This window comes from Amycolatopsis mediterranei, from assembly GCF_026017845.1.
Taxonomy (GTDB): Bacteria; Actinomycetota; Actinomycetes; order Mycobacteriales; family Pseudonocardiaceae; genus Amycolatopsis; species Amycolatopsis mediterranei.
In genome coordinates this window covers 1,915,877-1,933,954 of sequence record NZ_CP100416.1, presented here as the reverse complement: position 1 = coordinate 1,933,954, position 18,078 = coordinate 1,915,877, and the positions used below count along the sequence as shown (strand labels likewise).

The following is an 18,078-nucleotide window of genomic DNA, read 5'->3' as shown; positions in this document are numbered from 1 at the left end:
GTCACACCCCGCTCGTCTCTTCGTCGTGCAGCCGCGCGAAGAGCGCCTGCACGCGCTTGTCCTCGACGGTTCGTTCCGCGCAGTAGCTCGCGAAGAGCTCTCCTGGCGAACGGTCCGCGATCGCGCGGTCGCCGCCCGACGTCGGCACCGGCGCGGCGAACTCCGGGTCGATGCGGATTTCCAGGGCGTTCGGCAGGGCTTGCTGGATCTCCTCCCGCAGCCCGGCCCTGGTCGCTTCGCGAAGGTAGACGCGGAGGTAGTCCTCGCCGAACTCCCCCGCGCGGGCGATCAGTTCCGCCACCGTGCCGTGGACCGTCCGCAGTTTCCGCCCGGCGGCCAACGGGATGTCGGTGATCTTCGCCGGCGTGGCCGGACTCACCTCCACCGACAGCACGACGCTGGTGTTGTCCTGCTCGCCGAAGTCGACGGCGAACGGCGAACCGCTGTAGTGCACCGGGCACGCGGCGGGCAGCGACTGGCGCCGGTGCAGGTGGCCCAGCGCCACGTAGTGCGGGTCGGCGCCGAACGCCGTCGCGGGCACGTGGTACTCGAAGATGGACTGCGCCGCGCGTTCCCCGCCGCCCATCGTCCCGCCGGTCACCGTCAGGTGCGCCATGACGAGGTTCACCGCACCGGGGGTGAATCCGGACTTGAGGTGCTCCAGGATGTCGCGCACGCGCTGGTCGTACTCGCCGACGTTGTCCGCCGGGGTCCCGGCAAGCAGCTCGGCGGCGCGGACCGCGTAGCGCTGGGAAAGGAAGGGCAGCACGGCGACGTTGACGCACTCGCCCGTCGAACGCGCGTCGAACGAGACGACGCCGCCGTCGTGGACCGGCCGCGGATCGCCGGTGAGCTGGATGCCCGCGGCCTTGAGCAGCGGCCGGTACGCCTCGAACGTCGCGGCGTGGTCGTGGTTCCCGGCGATGGCGAGCACCTCGGCACCGGTTTCGCGCAGCGCCATCAACGCCCGCACCACGAGTTCCTGCGCGGCCGCCGACGGCGCCGACGTCTCGTAGAGGTCACCCGCGACGAGGATCGCGTCGAACTGCCCGTCCCGCGCGATCCGGACGATCTCGCCGAGCACGGCCCGCTGCTCGTCGAGGCGGTTGCGCCCCTTGAGCGTCTTGCCGATGTGCCAGTCGGAGGTGTGCAGGAACTTCACCCTTCGTCCTTCCGTTCGGGTGGTGGGCGGCTCAGAACGGCGGCGGGTCGTCACCGAAGGGGTCGCTGCCGCGCGAGGGCAGGCCGGCGAAGGGATCGCTCTTCTTCGACGTGGACAGCCCAGCGGTGGCCGCCGGGATCGGCCCGGCCTCGGAAAGCCGCGTGGCCCAGGCGGGGAACGGGAAGCCGACGGCGATCGGCACCGGGATCTCCGGCTGGCTCACGAACATCGTGCCCGGCGTGGCGAGCGTCGCGCGGACCCGCTGGCTGGCCGGGAGGAAGCCGTACTCGGGCCGCGAAGCCTCGGCGGCGTCGAGGCGGCCGACGATGCGGACCGAGCTGTTGCTGACGATCCGGCGCTCGACCTCGCTGGCGGTCTGCTGCGCGCCGATCAGGATGACGCCGAGGGACCGGCCGCGCTCGGCGATGTCCAGCAGCACTTCCTTGATCGGGCTGCTGCCTTCCCGCGGCGCGTACTTGTTCAGCTCGTCCAGCATGGTGAACAGCAGCCCGCCCGGGCCGGCCGCTTCCTTGCGCGCGGTCTCCGCGGCGAGCGTCACGCCGACGACGAACCGCTGCGCGCGCTCGACGAGGTTGTGGATGTCCACCACGGTCACCTGCTGGTTCTCCGTGGACAACTGCCGCGCGGGGTGGTCGGCGAGGTCGCCGCGGATGAGGCCGGACAGCGCGCGCTGGCTCGAGCGCAGGCGGCGGATGAAGGCGTTGACCGTGCCCGCGCCGGTGACCGCACCCGCCCAGTTCGCGCGGGTTTCCTCGTCGGTGACGCGGTCGCAGACGACGTCGACGAGCTCGGCGTAGGTGCGGCACAGGACGCCGTCGACGTTCGCGGCGCCGTCCTTGCCCGCCGGGGTGCTGTCCAGGCGCAAGCGGTTCGCGACCTGGTGGATGACCATCGTGTACTGGTTGCGCTCGTCCTCGGCGTCGGCGAAGACGTAGGGCAGCAGGTCCTTGGCGCAGAACTCCGCGATGGTCCACCAGAACGCGCCGACGCCCGAGGTCCGCCCGGTCACGTACGGCTTGCCCGTGGTGTCCGACGGCGTCGGCGGGGCGAAGAACCCCGTCGACGCGAAGGGCTCGGCGGGCAGGCCGAGCTTGGCGTAGTCGGCCTTGAGCTTTTCGTCGAGCGCCTTGTTCGGGGTGTCGAGGAACAGCAGGTCCTCGCCCTTGACCGAGAAGACGAGGGCCTTGGCGTTGTGGGCGTTGGGCAGGGCGCCGCCGCGGAAGATCGAGTGCAGCAGGAACAACGCGAACGACGTCTTGGTGGCCACGCCGGAGACGCCGCTGATGCTGACGTGCGCGCCGCGGGTGCCGTCGAGGAAGTCCATGTTGAGGTAGACGGGTTCGCCGTCCCGGCCCAGGCCGACCGCCACCTGGCGGGTCATGTTGTCGAAGTACAGCGCCTGCGCGCGATCCTCTCCCTTGGCGCGCTCGACGACCGATCCGGGCTTCGGCGGGACGTAGCACTCGGGCTCGACGCGGGTCGTGGCGATCTCGGCGATCTCCTGCACCTGGGCGGGCAGGACCCCGTCGGAGATCAGGAAGACGTCGCTGCCGAAGCTGGCGCCTTCGTGCCGCGCGGTCACCTGCGTCACGACGCCGTAGGAGGTGACTTCGCCGAGCCCGGGCAGTTCCCGCCGGGTCACGACGACGTCGTCGAGCTGCAGATAGGCGTCCGGATCGATGGCCACGCAGAACTGCAGCGGGGTCGAGTCCTCGGTGCCTGCCACCCGGCCGACCACGGTGGTGAGCGTCTCCTGGTCCACGGTTCTCCCTGTCTCACCCGGCGCTTCCTCCCGCGGCAGACTAGCCCGCCCGGACGACAGTCCCGCGCCCAACACGGCGTTGCCGCCACCGGCGTCACCGCAGGCCACGACTGCGCCGAACGAGTGAGCTCACCCTTCGGGGAGGGTCTTTCGTCCCCGCCACAGGCATTCCGGGGGCGTACCGGTTGCGGCGCAACGCCGTGCCCGGGGGTCGCGCCGGACGGCCGCGGCGTTACGGGCGCCGCTTCCGCCTGGCTCCACGGCGAAGCGGCGCCGGGAGGCCTCCGGGGCGGCCCGCGATCCCCGGCCGTTGCGCGGGATCGGGCCCGGGTGGCCTCGCCCACCCGCCGCGACACCCCCCGACCGGCGTGTCGCGGGAAAAGTTCTCCGGAAGGGCCTCGGGTCCTATATGGACGACCACTGTGGACGGCTCTCGCCCCCGGTTTTGCCTGCTCAGAGGCATGGCGGCAGTCCGGCCCGCGCACCGGACGTCGTCCGGGAAGGGGCGTTCCGGAGGCGGAACCCGCCCCCGTACAAGGAAATATTTCGACCCCCGGTTGGATTTTGTGCGGTATTGGTAATACCGTGTGCAGTGTCGGCCGAGATGGGCCGTGACTAGTAGTTCCACTATGGAGGACTGGAATGACGAACAAGGCCCAGCTGATCGAGGCGCTGTCGGAGCGTCTGGGCGACAAGAAGGTGGCTTCGCAGGCCGTTGACGGTCTGGTGGACATCATCATCCGGACGGTCAACAAGGGCGAAAAGGTCAACATCACCGGCTTCGGGGTGTTCGAGAAGCGCGCCCGCGCCGCTCGTACCGCCCGCAACCCGCGCACCGGTGAAGCTGTCCGCGTCAAGAAGACCAACGTGCCCGCCTTCCGCGCCGGCACGACCTTCAAGGACGTCATCTCCGGCACCAAGAAGCTCCCGAAGGCGACCCCGGTCAAGCGCGCCACCGCCGCCACCACCAGCACGCGGGCCACCGCCACCAAGACCGCCGCGGCCTCCGCGCCGGCCAAGGCGACGACGACCCGCACCACCCGCGCGGCGGCGGCCAAGCCGGCCACCACGCGCTCGACCACCACGCGGACCCGCGCCACCGCGGCGAAGCCGGCCGCCAAGGCCACCACCGCCACCAAGGCGGCCCCGAAGACCACGGCGTCGAAGACGACCGCGGCCAAGGCCACCACGGCGAAGGCGACCACCACGCGGGCCAAGACCGCCGCCGCCAAGCCGGCCGCGACCAAGACCGCCGCGGCCAAGAAGCCGGCCGCCGCCAAGGCCCCGGCCAAGCGCACGTCGGCTGCCAAGAAGAAGTAACACCGGCATCGATGCCGGAAGGGCCCCGCACCGGGTGGTGCGGGGCCCTTCCGGCATTTCGGGGCGGTGAAATGTGCGCCGGGCGGTTCCAGCGGGGGCCGCCCCTGTTCCGCGCCCCTCGCGGGTCGAGAGTGCGGCCGGCACCCGGGTTCCGGAACCGGTTCGGCGAACCCCACCTGCCGGTGCCGCGGCGATTTCGGATGGGCCGCTGCCAGCGGACCAGCCACACCATCGACGATCCCAACCCCAGCCCAGCCAACCCACCCGCCCGACCACCGCGGGCCGTTCGCGCCCAAACCAGGCTGAGATCGCCGCTCACAGCTTGCCGCGCGAACTTCGCCTTTTGCCGGGTCGCCGATCCACCCCGGACCGCTCTCCGGCGGCCTGACCGCCGCCCATCGCCCAGCGGCCACCAAGGCCACCACACAGGACATCGGCCACGGAACCACCCGCAATTCCCGCCCTCCCGCGCCACGGAACCGGTCCCGTCACCGGCTCACCCGATCCCCCGGCGGCCGCCGAACAATTCACCGTGGCCACTCGTCGGGGTGAACGGCCGCGACGGTTGCGTTCGGGGCTCCGGGGGTAGCCGTCCGGCAGAGAACGCAATCCCGACGGCAAGGAGTCGCGATGACGGAGAACGAAAACCGGCCCGAAGCGGACCTCGCCCACAGCCGGCAGCTCATCAAAGAGGCGAAAGAAGCCGCCGCGGAGGCCCAACTGGCCGATCCCGCCGAAGGGGCCGCCGACGAGGCGCTGGAGACGGATCCGCCCTACCACCACGGCGAGCAGGGCTCCACGCCGTCCGGAACGTAGATTCCCGGCGTCATTTCCGCCGGTATTGCCGCCCGCGCCGCCGCCTCCGGGCGAAACCCGCGACCCGGCCGGAACGGCGGTGGCCGGTCCTATCAGGACCACCTCGGGCCGCCGCCGTTCCGCGTAAGCAGGAGGAAATTGCCGTACCTCTCCTCGGGTGGATACACTCCACCGAAGAACGCCGACCATTGTGCAACTTGTCACACGTCGCGTTCCCCCGGACGCACATCCAGCTGAGGAGCATTCACGTGGCCCAGAAAGTCCTCGTCGAGATCCTGGACGACATCGACGGCAGCACCGCCGCCCAGACCGTTCAGTTCGGCCTCGACGGCGTCACCTACGAAATCGACCTTTCGGACGAGAACGCCTCCGCCCTGCGCGACGAACTGGCCCGCTACATCGGGGCCGGCCGGCGCATCGGCGGCCGCAAGGTCCGCGTCGCCACCGGGCAGTCGACCACGACCAGCACGACCGACCGCGAGCGCAACCAGCAGATCCGCGCCTGGGCCAACGCGAACGGCTACGAGGTCTCCGAGCGGGGCCGGCTGTCCTCCGAGGTGATCGCCGCCTACGAGCAGGCCCAGGTCGAAGAGGCCGAGGCGCCCGCCGCCCCGCCGCGCAAGCGCGCCCCGCGCAAGAAGGTCGCCGCCGCCAAGAAGTAACGCGGTGGCCGGGAGATCACTGGGGAGAGATCACCGCAGCGGCGGTGGCGAGGGCTGAACACCCTCGCCACCGCCGTCGGCATTCCGGGGGAACGTGGGAGGCATCACACTTCCCGCGTTGTCAGGAATTGTCAGCGCATTCAGCGCACGGTTTCCGGAAACCGGCCGGGCGCCTCAGCCGCGCAGCGCCGGCCCGATCCAGCGGCGGACCAGGGCCCGCAGCCCGTCGTCGGTGAGCGGCGGTGTCGAGGGATACTGCAGGAACGACAGGAACAGCCGCATCAGGACCTCGGCGAGCCCCTGGAGCTCCTCGTCGGTCGCGATCCCGGCGGCCGGCCAGTCGACCGGCAGGTTGCGCAGGATCCGCGCGCCGTACGAAAACGCCAGCGGCGAAACGACGCCGTCGGTGAAGAAGTCCGCTTCGCCCGCCTGCAGGAGCAGCCCCATGCGGGGCTCCCCGGGGAGCGCCCGGACGGCGAACACCACGGACTCCACCGCGGCTTCGGCGGCCGTCCCGAACGCGGCCAGGTGCCGCTCCATCCGCCCGGCGAACTCTTCGACGCCGGCCAGCGCGACGGCCCGCAGGATGTCCTTCAGCCCCGGGAAGTAGCGGTAGACGGTCTGCCGGGTGACGCCCGCCTCGGCGGCGACGTCGGAGAGGCTCGTCTTGGCCAGCCCGGCCCGGTCGAGGCACGCCGTCGCCGCTTCGACGATCCGGCGGCGTGCCTCGTCTTCGGTGCCGGGCGGGTTGCCCTGCCATCCGTGGTGCCCCATGCCGCCATCTTCCCCGAGAACGGCGGCTCAAGCCGGGGCAGGGGCGCGGACCCGCCGGTACAGCGCGAGCAGCAGCAGGCCGGCGCCGGCGAAGCAAGCGAGCGCGTACCACCCGCTGCCGATCGGGGTGCCGTCCGCGGTGACGCCGTCCTTCGCGGCCAGCTGAGCCGGAAGGGCCCCGAGCCAGAACACCGCCATCCCGCCCAGGTACACCGCCGGGTAGAACCGCGTGAAGGCCGGCAGGGGCTCCCCGGGCTCCCCGGAACGCAGGTGCGCCACGACGATCCACGCGCCGGCCAGCCACAGCAGGCCCAGCTCGACGCCGAGGATCCACGCCCGCGCTCCTGCGTTGTCGCCGGCGAAGCTCGACGGGATCCCGGCGATCGCCATGGCCGGCGGCGTGAGGACGCCCGCCAGCAGCGTCCGCAGCACCAGCCGGCGCCGCGGCGGACCGCCGGTCAGGCGCACGACGAGGTAGGTCATCGCGGCCATCGAAACGGAAGCGAACAGCAGCATGCTGTTCAACGGCACCGACGCCAGCGCCGGCCGGTTGACGACCGCGTTGGCCGGGTTCCAGGCCCACCACTTCAGCTGCGGGCCGAGGTGGTCGAAGACTTCGTAGAACACCTGGCACACGAAGGCCACGGCCACCGAACCCCGCAGCGCCCCGCGCCGGAAGAGCCCCAGCGAACGCACGACCTCGTAGGCGAGCTGGCTGAACGCCGGGTAGAACGCCACGATGTAGAGCGGCAACCGGTCCGCCATGAACTGCACGGTGAACCGGTTGTGGGCGAAGATGAACCCGTACAGCCGGTCGAGCCCGAACCACTCCGGGAAGTACAGCGGTGGCTCGGTGACGAAGAGGTAGACCAGCGAAGCCCACCACAGCGCCAGGTTCACCGGATCGCCCTCGCGGCGACGGCGCAGCGCATGCACCAGAGCGAACACCGCACCGCCGACGATCAGCAGTTCCAGCAGCGGCATCGTCCAGTGGGCGAGCGCCCACGGCGGCCGGACCGAAACCACCGGCGAGACGTCGTGGCAGTCGAAGCCGAGACCGCGGGTGACGGCTTCGGCGTCCGGCCCGCACACCGTGCTCATCGCGCGGTCGCCGTCGCGGTCGAGTAGTCCGTGGCCGGCGGCTCGGCCTGGGGATCGAACCCGAACGGGACGCGGTGGCGGCCCAGTGCCGCGCGGACGCGGTAACGCACCAGGCCCGCGAGCACCCGCGGGTTGCGCAGCATCTCCCCCAGCGACTCGTCCAGGTTGAACACCTTGGCGAAGTGCTCGTCGACCACGGCGTCCTCCCGGGCGGCGCCGACGACGAGGCTGAACGCCGGCGCCGACACGGCCGCGACGAGGCGCCGCCGCCACTCCGGCAGCTGTTCGGTGCCCACCGCGCAGGCGTAACCCTGGTCCCTGGCCATCGCCAGGCGCCACGGCACGCGCAGCAATCCGCGTTGCGCGGCGAAGAAGCGGTCCGAGAACCTCGCGTCGAGCCGTCCGGCGCGGGACAGGTGCTCGCGCAGCAGCAGGGCCGAAGCCGACGCGGAACTGATGCCCTGGGCGTAGAAGGGGTTGAACGCGCAGATCGAGTCGCCGACGAAGACCAGCCGCCGCGGCCGCGTGCGCAGGCGGTCGTAGCGCCGCCACTTGTTGCCGGTCGAGCGGGTGAGGTGGACCGGCGAGGCGGGGGCGCACCGGTCCATGGCGTCGGCGAACAACGGCGTGCGCACCCGGCGCGCCGTCTCGACGAACGCGTCGGTGGTGCTGGGCATTTCCAGTCCCCACGACCCCATGCAGGCGATGACGCGGTTGCCCTCGATCGGGAAGAAGTTGACCAGGAACTCGTGCTCGGCGGGGTGCTCGCCCTTGTCCGGCGTCGGCATGATCACCAGGTGCCGCCACCACCAGGACGCGGGGCGTTCGGCGGGCAGGTCGTACCAGCGCGAGGTGTAAGTGACCTTGGCGTCGAGCGTCTGCACTTCCGGCTCGGGCCAGCCGGCCGCCGCCAGCCAGCCGGCGACCGGGGACCCGCGGCCCATGGCGTCCACGACGAAGTCGGCGTCGACGTGCTCGTCGCCGTCGGCCGCGGTGAAGCCGACGCCGGTGATCTCCCCGTCCGCGCTCGTCAGGCCGCGCACCGCGACCCCTTCGCGGACGACGACGTTGGCCAGCTCCCGCACCTTGTCCCGCAGCACCCGCTCGATGAGGATCCGCGAGCCGTAGACCATCGTCATGGCGCTGCGCTTGCGGGCCGACCAGCCGGGCCCGTCGAGGTAGGCGGCGTCCATGGACGGCATCAGCAGCAGGCCGCCCGCCGCGATGAGGTCGTCTTCGAAGCCGGGGAACAGCGCGCCGATCGCGCGCCGGCCCGAGTTGAGCAGGAAGTGCGGGTGCTTGCTCTGCGGAACGCCGCGGCGGTGCTCGGCCCCGTCGGGCAGTTCGTCGCGTTCCAGCACCAGCACGCGGTCGAAGTGCGGGGCGAGCGCGCCGGCCGCGCAGAGACCGGCGGCACTGCCTCCGAGGACGACGGCGGTCTTGCCGAGCCGCATGCGGATCAACTCCCGTCATTCATACAAAGAGACACTGAATGTATGAATGACCACCAGGGCGTGTCAAGCCTCGCTTCGCGTCCACAGTGGACAGAACTGCCCGGTTCGCCGGAGATTTCCGAATACTCGAGAGTTCGCCCGATCCACGATTCGACGACGTCGGTTGCCAAAGGCGGAACTCACCGTCTAAGCTCTCTCCAGCACAAATGTTAGCGCTAACACCTTGCAGCGCCGCAGGGAGGTTTTCATGCTGCCCGTCGTCGCCGGTTCGCCCTGAGCCCTCGCTCCGCTCCTGATCACGGGCCCGGCCGGCCGATCCCCCGCCGTCTTTCCCCCGCATTCCGGATGCCCGGAGGATTCTGTGCTCCGGCATCGCGGAATGCTTCGCCCTGCGTTTTTCCAGGGTCGTCATCCTCGAAACGGAGAGCTTTTCATGTTCGCTCGGAGAACTGCTTCCCTCCTGGCCGGCGGGGCACTGGCACTCGCCGCCACCGTCCTGAACGCCGGTCAAGCCGCCGAGGCGGCCACGTCGCTGCCGTGCGACATCTACGGCGCCGCGGGCACCGCCTGCGTCGCCGCGCACAGCACCACCCGCGCGCTGTACTCGTCCTACAACGGGCCGCTGTACCAGCTGAAGCGGGCCTCCGACGGCGCCGTCGCCAACGTCGGGCTGCTGGCCGCCGGCGGGTACGCCAACGCGGCCACGCAGGACTCCTTCTGCACCGGCACGACGTGCGTCATCACCGTCATCTACGACCAGTCGCCCCGGCACAACGACCTGTTCATCGAACCGGCGGGCGCGGCCGGACCGGCGAACGCCGGCGTGCCCGCGGACGCGCTGCCCGTCACCGCGGGCGGCCACGCGGTGTACGGCGCGTCGTTCTCCGGCCGCATGGGCTACCGGCACACCTCGGCTTCGGGCGTCGCCGTGAACGGCCAGGCCGAAGGCATGTACATGGTGACGTCCGGAACCCACGTCAACAACCGGTGCTGCTTCGACTACGGCAACGCCGAGGTGTCCATCGCCGACACCGGCAACGGCCACATGGACGCGATCAACTTCGGCACCGAGTGCTGGTTCTCGCCGTGCGTCGGCCAGGGCCCGTGGGTGCAGGCCGACCTGGAGAACGGCCTGTTCCAGTCCGACGCCGGGCCGAGCAAGAACAGCTCCTACACCGGCAACGCCGCGCCGTTCGTCACCGCGCTGCTGAAGAACAACGGGCAGAACTTCTTCGCCACGAAGGACGGCAACGCCCAGTCCGGCGGCCTCGCCACGCGCTACGCCGGACCGGAACCGACCCAGCCCGGGTATTCGCCGATGCAGCAGGAAGGATCGATCGTCCTCGGCACCGGCGGCGACAACAGCAACGGCTCGATCGGCTCGTTCTTCGAGGGCGTGATGACCAGCGGGCTGCCGACCGACGCGGCCGACAACGCGGTGCAGGCCAACGTCGTCTCGGTCGGCTACGGCGGCCCGAGCCCGGTGGCCGGCGGCACGCTGAACCCCGGCTCGACGATCTCGCTACGCGCCACGACATCCTGCTGCACCACGCGCTACATCCGGCACCAGTTCGACGACGCCGTCACGTCGGTGGTGAGCTCGGGCAGCTCCGCACTGGACAAGAGCGACGCGTCCTGGATCGTGCGCCGCGGCCTGGCGAACCCGTCGTGCCTGTCGTTCGAGTCGCGCAACTACCCGGGTGACTTCCTGCGCCACTACAACTACCAGCTGCTGCGCCAGCCGATGGACGGCAGCGCGGCCTTCCGCTCCGACGCGACGTTCTGTCCGCAGGCCGGGAAGAACGGCCAAGGCACGTCCTTCGCCTCGTTCAACTACCCCGACCGTTTCCTCCGCCACTACAACAACACGGTGTACATCGCGAGCAACGGCGGCCCCGACACCTTCGACGCCACGGCTTCCTGGGCCGACGACGTCAGCTGGGCCGTCAACGCTCCCTGGGCGCCGTAGCCCGTCCGGACCCGCGGAACCGTTCCGCCGTGCGGTTCCGCGGGTCCGGCGTTTCCCGCCCCGCCCGCCCGGGTAGTCCCCGCCTGCGACAGAAGGGCGGCCGGGCCATGACCGACGACGAACCGTCCACGGCCGCGCGCATGCGGGCGGTGGCCGCGGAGCTGGGGTTGCAGCCGGAGGACACGCGCTCGCACACCGGCGATTTCGCGGGCGGCCAGATCCGTTTCGCGGGCCAGGCGGGAGAACGCGAACCGAGCGACTACCTGCTGCGCTGGACGCCCGGGGAGGGCTGGGAACTGGCCGCGGACGCCGGCAGCCCGGCACTGCAGGTCGTCGCGGGACTGCCGGAAACGCGGTCACCCGAGGCGGTGGCCGACTTCGTCCTCACCGCCCTGTCCGAGCGCGGGGAACGCCCGGTGCGCCGGTCCGACGAGGACGCCCCCGAGCCGGCTCTGCGCTCGACCTCGAGGTCGCCGCGGCGATCACCCTGACCCGCTGCTGTTCGTGCGGCACTTACTGCTGCGCAAGGACTTCCGAGGCCGCTGGGCGCAGCCGGCGCATTCGCCTGCCTCGGCGTGCGCCGGTCAGGCTTTGCCGGCGACGCCTGCCCACATGTAGGGGCGGGCTTCTTCCTGCTCGTCCGTCAAACCGGTGCCGGGTACCGGGCGCCAGTCGGGCGGGTGGACGATCCCGGGCTTGAGCAGGTCCCAACCGGGAACGTCGAGCCACGAGACGATCGTGTCGTAGTCGCGCAGCCACATCGGATTGCTGGTGTTGCGGTAGCTGTCGACGACCGCCTGGATGTTGCCGGCGCCGGGTTCGGGGGCGGCGTCGTTGCAGGCGTGGGTGAGGGCGAGCCAGCTGCCGGGCGCGGCGACCTCGCGGTAGGCGTCGAGGATGCCGCGGGGGTCGTCGCCGTCGCCGATGAAGTGCATGACGGCGATGAACAGGACGCAGATCGGCTGGCCGGTGTTGATCAGCCGCCGGGTTTCGGGGTCGTCGAAGATGGCCTCGGGGTCACGGAGGTCCCGCTGGACCAAAGTGGCCCAGTGGGTGACTTCGTCCTCGTCGAGCACCTGGCGTCCCTGCTGGGCAGCGACGGGTTCGTAGTCGACGTAGACGACACGAGCGCGGATCTTGCGGCGGCGACGGCGGACGATGTCGTGGATGTTGCCGACCGTCGGGACACCGGTGCCGAGGTCGAGGAACTGGCGGATCCCGGCGTCGAGGGCGGCACCGACGACCCGGCGCAGGAAGGCGCGGTTGTGCTGGGCGACCAGCTTGACGTGCGGCCAAGTCGCGGCGGCACGTTCGCCGAACTCGCGGTCGACCGCCCAGTTGCGGGTGCCGCCCAGGTACCAGTCGTACATCCGGGCGGCGCTCGGCTTGCTCAGGTCGACGTCCGCGTCGAGCCGCTGCTGCGGCGCTCGTTCCTCCGTCGAGTCCCCCACCCGGCCGCCTCCCCTCCGCCTGCACCGCAGGCCACGGCCTCGAGCTTAGCGACGGGCCCGGGTGACGCGCGGCTGCCGCCGGGGTGACGACCGGCAACCCGCGGATACGGACTGAACACGGTCTGTCGTCAAGTGGTACGCACTCTGCGTTGAGCGGTCCCCGTTTGCCAGCCTGTCGCGCACCTCGGACAGGGGGTAAATATCACCGGAGAGTCTCGAAAGACTACCCACAGCAATACACCCGCCGTTTCGTGACACTGTTTCAGATTAATCGCGAGTGTCAACTTTTTGTCGTTTCGAGGGCCGAGCACCGGTTCTTCACACCGTCCGGAGCGGGTTATGAATCAGGGGTTCATACCCACTTTTCGCAGGATATGCGTTTGCTTAGCGTCGGCGACCGCCGATCGGCCGCGCCGATCACGGGATACCGTCCCCCTGCCGCCCGGCGCAGAATATGAACATCGACAGGATTATCGGCGTCACACGGTCTGGTGAGTTGACCGTCGGACCGTCATGCGACAAGGATCAGCTCCAGCTCGACGGAGTTGTGCACAGACGAAGGCGCGGCCCCCTGGGACACCGGGAGCCGCGCGAGTGTTCGAACGCCACGCAGACGAGGGGAACGAACGGTGAGGACCGTACTGCCGAGGACGAGAGGGACACCGAGGATGCGACCGGGACCGGAGCCCGCTTCCACCGGACGCCGGCACGCGTGGCCCCACCGCGCGGACGGCAACTGAAGCCAGGCCGACCCTCCGGCGCGCTCCGGCCGTGTCCCAGGCACACCGAGCCGCCGGGTCGAGCGGCGCGACCGAGCGCCAACCCGGTCACGCCGTCCCCGACAGGAGCCCGCCCCGACGGGCCGCTTTCCGCTCACCAGGCCACGTCGGCCACCCGGCACGCAGATCATCCCGAAGAGCCCAGCAGAGTCAACTCGCCGCCTGGGATGGGACACGAGCCGGCCGGCCGGACTGGATCACCCCGGTCCGCAGACCGGGCCGGACGTCCCGCTTCGCCCGGCCGAGACCACGTCGTCACCGTTCGACACCTCGCCGGGGATGTGGCGCAGGCCACTGCGAACGGGATGGGATGGGACTTGGGATCCGCTTTCCGGCCCTCGAGGCGCGGGCACACTGATCGCGAACTGGTGACCTTCCGTCGTTAGTTGATCACGTGGCGCCAACCACGGCGACGGCGCGACCCGGTTCGTCCCCGATACCCGCCGTTGCGCACCACGTGCTTTTCGCGCGGCACAAGCCGAAAGGCCTTCACCCATGCACGACCTGGGGCAGCGTTTCCCCGTTCCGTCCGGCGTCCGGCGGCCGGTAGCCGTCGTCTTCCCGGCCGAGCTCGTGCGCAGCCGCTGCGCCGCCGGCACCGCGTTGCGGATCCGCACCGGAGCCGACGTGCCCGTGGCCGCCGGTCCTGCCCCGTCCCCCGGCCACCTCGCTCCCCGGACCTCGCCCACCCGCCGCTTCCGCTGACGAAAGCCCGCCATGAACGACCCTGACCCGACCACGCCCCCGACCGTGGCCGCGACCACTTCCCTCCGTGATCTGCTGCTGCACTACTGGGACCAGGCCGGCCGCCCGGACGCCCGCCGGATGGCGGCGGAAACCAACCTGGCACCCGGGCTGTTCACCAGCTTCCTGACCTCCACGGGGTTCCCCGGCCTCGACGAGACCGACGCCATGGCCCGGGCGGTGGCGCCGCGGGCCTGGCACGACGTCCTGATCCGCCGATGGCACGACACGAACGCCCAGCGCCGCTCCGCCACGCCCTTGCCGCTGCCGCGGCACCCCGGCCCCACCACCGCGGTCGGAGCGGCGCTCGTGGCCACCACCCACCGCGAGTTCGCCGAGGCCCTCACCCGGCTCAAGGAACAGCGGCAGCTCACCTACGAGCAGATCGCGAAGAACTCCGACCACTTCGTTTCGAAGTCCGCGGCACAGCGCTTCGCCAGCAGCGGGCGAAACGACAAGCAGGACTTCGTCGACGCGTTCCTGCGAGCCTGCGGCGTCGACGACATCGACCTCGACCTGTGGCTGACCGCCTGGCGGCGGGTCAACCAGACCACCGGGTCCCCGCGGGCCAAGGCCGCGGGCCTCGGGGTCCCGGGCGGCGAAGCCGGGCCCACCGCACCGGCACCGCGCGGCCCGGTCCCCGAACACGCCCACCAGCCCGTCGCCCAGCACCGGCTCGTCGGCCTTCTCGCCGCCACCGCGCTGGCCGGATCCGCGGCTGCGGCCACCCAGCTGTGCCGGCCGGCGGTGGCCCAGCGGTGGCTCCTGTTCATCGGGCTCAGCAGCGCCGGCGCCGTGCTGCTGATCCTGCTCTCGGAACTCGCCGACCGCAGGCACGCCGCCCGGTGCCCGCGCCCCGGCTGCGCGACCGCACCGCCGCCTTGATCACCCGGCGGCACCCAGCCGGCGCGGCAATCCACCGAACGCCGGGAACGCCGAGGCAAGCCGAGCCTCCCGGCCGTCACGAGCGACGCCATCCATGACGGCGACCGGCACTTCCGGACCGGAATCGAACCTTGCGGGGGAACGTGGAGCATTCACGGCAAGTCGTCCATCGCACGATCGTGGCGGTGGACATCGAGAGCTACGGAGACCTGCGCCGGACGACCCCGAACCGGCTGGCGGTTCGCCGCGGTCTCGACCGGGCGCTGCGCCGAGCCTTCGACGAGGCAGGAGTGCCGTGGTTCGACTGCCGTCACGAGAACACCGGTGACGGCACGTTCGTCCTGGTTCCGGCGCAAATCCCGAAAGGCCCCTTCGTGGAGGTCCTGCCGACGGCCCTCGCCCGGGAGCTGCGACAGCACAACGAGAGCCATCCGCCGGAGGAACGGATCCGGCTGCGGATCGCCCTGCACGCCGGAGAAGTCGCCTACGACGACCAGGGCGCGACCGGACCGGCGATCAACCGGGCGTTCCGCCTCCTCGAAGCGCCGCAGCTCAAGGCCGCACTGTCCGCGTCGCCGGGCGTCGTCGCCCTGATCACCTCGGACTGGTTCTTCGACGAGATCGTCCGGAGCAGCACCGTCGTGGACGCGACGACGTTCCGGCCGGTGCAGGTGATCGTCAAGGAAACGGCCACGATCGGCTGGATCAGCCGGCCCGACGATCCCTACCCGCCGGCTCCCGGAGCCGGTTCTCCGGCCGCGGACGACCTGTCACCACGACCGCCGGTCGCGGCCGGACGGTGCACGCTGCCCCGTGATCTCCCGGTCTTCACCGGACGCGCAAAGGAGCTCGCCATCCTCAGCGCGGCGGTCACCACCGCCGCGGATCACGGGACCCTCGGCACGGCGATCCACGTCATCGACGGTGTGCCGGGGATCGGCAAGACGGCCTGCGCGGTGCACGCCGCCCATCAGCTGGCGGCCTACTTCCCGGACGGCCAGATCTTCCTGGACCTCCACGGCCACCGCCCCGAGGAGGCTCCGGCCACTCCGGCCGACGCGCTGGCTTCACTCCTGCTCCTGCAGGGTGTCCCGACCCTGGCCATCCCGGCGGATCTCGACGACCGCGCCCGGCTGTGGCGCGAGAAGCTGGCCGGGAAGAAGATCCTGCTCCTGCTCGACGACGCCGTCGACGACGCCCAGATCCGGCCGCTCCTGCCCGGCGGAGCGGGCAGCCTGGTGCTGATCACCAGCCGGCACCGGCTCGAGTCCCTCGCCGACGCCGGCCGCGTTCCGCTGCAAACGCTTCCCCCCGGCGAAGCCGCCGCGATGTTCGATCGCCACACCTCCCCGGCGCAGCACGATCCCGGTGCGGTGGCCGAGTTGATGACGTCGTGCGGAAATCTGCCGCTCGCCATCTCCCTCACCGCCGGCCGGCTGCACCGTCACCCGGACTGGACCGTGCGCCGGCTGGCCGACGACCTCGACCAATCCCGGAACCGGCTGAAGACGCTTCGAGCCGACGACCGGAGTGTGGCCGCCGCATTCGAACTCTCCTACCGCGACCTGACCCCGGACCAGCAGCGGCTGTTCCGTCGCCTGGGCCTGCACCCCGGCCGCCACCTCGACGCCGTGGCGGCCGCGGCCCTCGACGGGAACGACGTCGAGACCACCCAGGAACAACTCGAGGTGCTGCACCGCAACCACCTGCTCGACGAACCCTCCCCCGGCCGTTACCGCCTGCACGACCTGACCCATGCCTACAGCCGGTCGCTCACCGGCCCCGGCACCGAAGAAGGGGCCTTCGAACGCCTCCTCGACCACTACCTCGAGACGGTCCGCGGGGCGAACCACTTCGTGGCCAGCCCCTCCCCACGGCCGGAACTCGGTCCGCAGCCGCCGGTCCCGTCCCGGAAGTTCGACACCGAAAGCGAGGCCGTCGCCTGGCTGACCGCGGAACGGGCGACCCTCCGCGCCTGCATCATCGCCGCGGCCGACGACGACCGTGTCCGGTGGGCCGCCGAGCTCGCTGTCGCTCTCCACCCGTTTCTCGAGCAGCACGGGCACTGGCACGACGCCCACCGCATCCACCAGGCCGTGCTCGCGGCGGAGCAAGCGGCCGGCGACGTCGCCGCCGAGGGCGCCACCCGGACCGATCTGGGCCGGGTGCAGCGCCTGCTCGGCAACTACCACGATGCCGCCGCGAACCTCGCCCGTGCGCGGGCCCTTTACCTCGAACTCGGCAACCGGCTCGGTGAAGCCGACGTGCTCAACGAAGCCGGCCGTGTCCAGCTGGACCTCTCCAACTTCGCCGACGCCACGGCCTACCTGAGCCGGGCCCGGCAGCTGTACGAAGGACTCGACAACACGCTCGGCTTGGCCGCCACGTTCGCGCAGCTCTCCCGAGTCCAGTATCGGTCGTGCGATCTCGAAGCCTCGAGGAAGAACGCCGAGCGCAGCCTCGGGCTCTACCGCCTGCTGGGCAACGAGCGCGGCGAAGTGACGGCCCTGCTCGCAGTCGGGTGTGCGCAGGGCATGTCCGGCGACTACGACTACGCCTCCGGCACCTTCACGGAAGCGCTGACGCTGTCGAGAAAACTCGGCGATCGTTTCGCCGAGGCCCGGGCGTTGAACAACCTCGGCCGGATGCACTTCGACTGCGGCAACTACGGATCGGCCGACACCTGCTACACCCGCGCCCAGATCATCTACAGCCAGCTGGACTACCGGGCCCGCGAGGCGGTCACCTTGACCAACCTCGGGCGGCTGCACCACGCCGCGGGCCACTACCGGCTGGCGTTCATGTACCTGACCCGAGCGGAGGACCTGTTCGGCGACGACCAGGGCTGGCAGGCGGAGAACCTCAACAACCTCGGCAACCTCGCCCTGGAATGGCCCGAAGCCGGCGACCCCGCCGAGTTCCACGGCCGGGCACTCGACCTGGCACAGGCCGTCGGCGTCCGGCTGCAGGTGGGTCGGGCGCTCGAAGGACTCGGGCGCAGCGCGCTGAAAGCCGCGGACGAGGCCCGGGGAGCCGAGTACCTTCGCCGTGCGCTGGCGCTGTTCGAGGAGCTGGCCGTTCCGGAAGTGACGGCGGTCAGAGCGACACTGGAGCAGCTGGCGAAGCGGCCGTGATCGACGGCAGCGGGTTCAGCGCTCGGCCGGGGCCTTGAGCGTGT

14 protein-coding genes are annotated in these 18,078 nt (G+C 71.1%); 8 read left to right on the top strand and 6 right to left on the bottom strand.

Going from position 1 to position 18,078, the window contains the following annotated elements:
* Position 1 precedes the first annotated feature (1 nt).
* Positions 2-1,162: an exonuclease SbcCD subunit D gene (locus ISP_RS09215; RefSeq protein ID WP_013223610.1), complete on the bottom strand. Its 1,161-nt coding sequence runs from the start codon at positions 1,160-1,162 to the stop codon at positions 2-4.
* Between the two features lie 31 nt (positions 1,163-1,193).
* Entirely contained in the window at positions 1,194-2,945 is a 1,752-nt protein-coding gene (locus ISP_RS09210; protein WP_013223609.1) for an ATP-binding protein, read from the bottom strand.
* Positions 2,946-3,587: 642 nt separating this feature from the next.
* Between ISP_RS09210 and ISP_RS09205 the strand changes: the two genes are divergently transcribed.
* The 3 genes from ISP_RS09205 (at position 3,588) to ISP_RS09195 (ending at position 5,743) form a co-directional block, all read left to right on the top strand.
* Complete coding sequence (locus ISP_RS09205; RefSeq protein WP_013223608.1) at positions 3,588-4,265, top strand: HU family DNA-binding protein; 678 nt, start codon at positions 3,588-3,590, stop codon at positions 4,263-4,265.
* 630 nt (positions 4,266-4,895) lie between these two features.
* Complete coding sequence (locus tag ISP_RS09200) at positions 4,896-5,081, top strand: hypothetical protein (RefSeq protein WP_013223607.1); 186 nt, start codon at positions 4,896-4,898, stop codon at positions 5,079-5,081.
* A gap of 248 nt (positions 5,082-5,329) precedes the next feature.
* Positions 5,330-5,743, top strand: coding sequence for a histone-like nucleoid-structuring protein Lsr2 (locus ISP_RS09195; protein WP_013223606.1), 414 nt, complete (start codon positions 5,330-5,332; stop codon positions 5,741-5,743).
* A gap of 174 nt (positions 5,744-5,917) precedes the next feature.
* Here the strand turns inward: ISP_RS09195 and ISP_RS09190 are convergent, their stop codons facing one another.
* From ISP_RS09190 to ISP_RS09180, 3 genes are read right to left on the bottom strand one after another with little or no spacing between them, the layout of a single operon-like run.
* Complete coding sequence (locus ISP_RS09190; RefSeq protein ID WP_013223605.1) at positions 5,918-6,517, bottom strand: TetR/AcrR family transcriptional regulator; 600 nt, start codon at positions 6,515-6,517, stop codon at positions 5,918-5,920.
* A 27-nt stretch (positions 6,518-6,544) separates the two neighbouring features.
* Complete coding sequence (locus ISP_RS09185) at positions 6,545-7,618, bottom strand: hypothetical protein (protein ID WP_013223604.1); 1,074 nt, start codon at positions 7,616-7,618, stop codon at positions 6,545-6,547.
* Positions 7,615-9,072 (bottom strand): NAD(P)/FAD-dependent oxidoreductase, encoded by a 1,458-nt coding sequence (locus tag ISP_RS09180; protein ID WP_013223603.1) that lies wholly within the window; start codon positions 9,070-9,072, stop codon positions 7,615-7,617. The genes ISP_RS09185 and ISP_RS09180 overlap by 4 nt, the downstream gene beginning before the upstream one ends.
* Before the next feature lie 433 nt (positions 9,073-9,505).
* Here ISP_RS09180 and ISP_RS09175 point away from each other — a divergent pair, with 433 nt between their 5' ends.
* Positions 9,506-11,041: an alpha-L-arabinofuranosidase B gene (locus tag ISP_RS09175; RefSeq protein ID WP_013223602.1), complete on the top strand. Its 1,536-nt coding sequence runs from the start codon at positions 9,506-9,508 to the stop codon at positions 11,039-11,041.
* A gap of 107 nt (positions 11,042-11,148) precedes the next feature.
* Positions 11,149-11,532, top strand: coding sequence for a DUF6292 family protein (locus tag ISP_RS09170; protein WP_013223601.1), 384 nt, complete (start codon positions 11,149-11,151; stop codon positions 11,530-11,532).
* A 93-nt stretch (positions 11,533-11,625) separates the two neighbouring features.
* Here ISP_RS09170 and ISP_RS09165 read toward each other — a convergent pair whose 3' ends face one another.
* Positions 11,626-12,492, bottom strand: a complete 867-nt coding sequence (locus ISP_RS09165) for an SAM-dependent methyltransferase (protein ID WP_013223600.1) — start codon at positions 12,490-12,492, stop codon at positions 11,626-11,628.
* Positions 12,493-13,766: 1,274 nt separating this feature from the next.
* On the opposite strand from ISP_RS09165, the gene ISP_RS09160 reads away from it, so the two are divergent.
* The 3 genes from ISP_RS09160 to ISP_RS09150 all read left to right on the top strand — a co-directional run bounded on the left by ISP_RS09160 (position 13,767) and on the right by ISP_RS09150 (position 18,034).
* Entirely contained in the window at positions 13,767-13,976 is a 210-nt protein-coding gene (locus tag ISP_RS09160) for a hypothetical protein (protein ID WP_014466706.1), read from the top strand.
* Between the two features lie 12 nt (positions 13,977-13,988).
* Positions 13,989-14,900, top strand: a complete 912-nt coding sequence (locus ISP_RS09155; protein ID WP_013223599.1) for a helix-turn-helix domain-containing protein — start codon at positions 13,989-13,991, stop codon at positions 14,898-14,900.
* A gap of 185 nt (positions 14,901-15,085) precedes the next feature.
* Complete coding sequence (locus ISP_RS09150) at positions 15,086-18,034, top strand: ATP-binding protein (RefSeq protein ID WP_013223598.1); 2,949 nt, start codon at positions 15,086-15,088, stop codon at positions 18,032-18,034.
* The last annotated feature ends 44 nt before the right edge of the window (positions 18,035-18,078 follow it).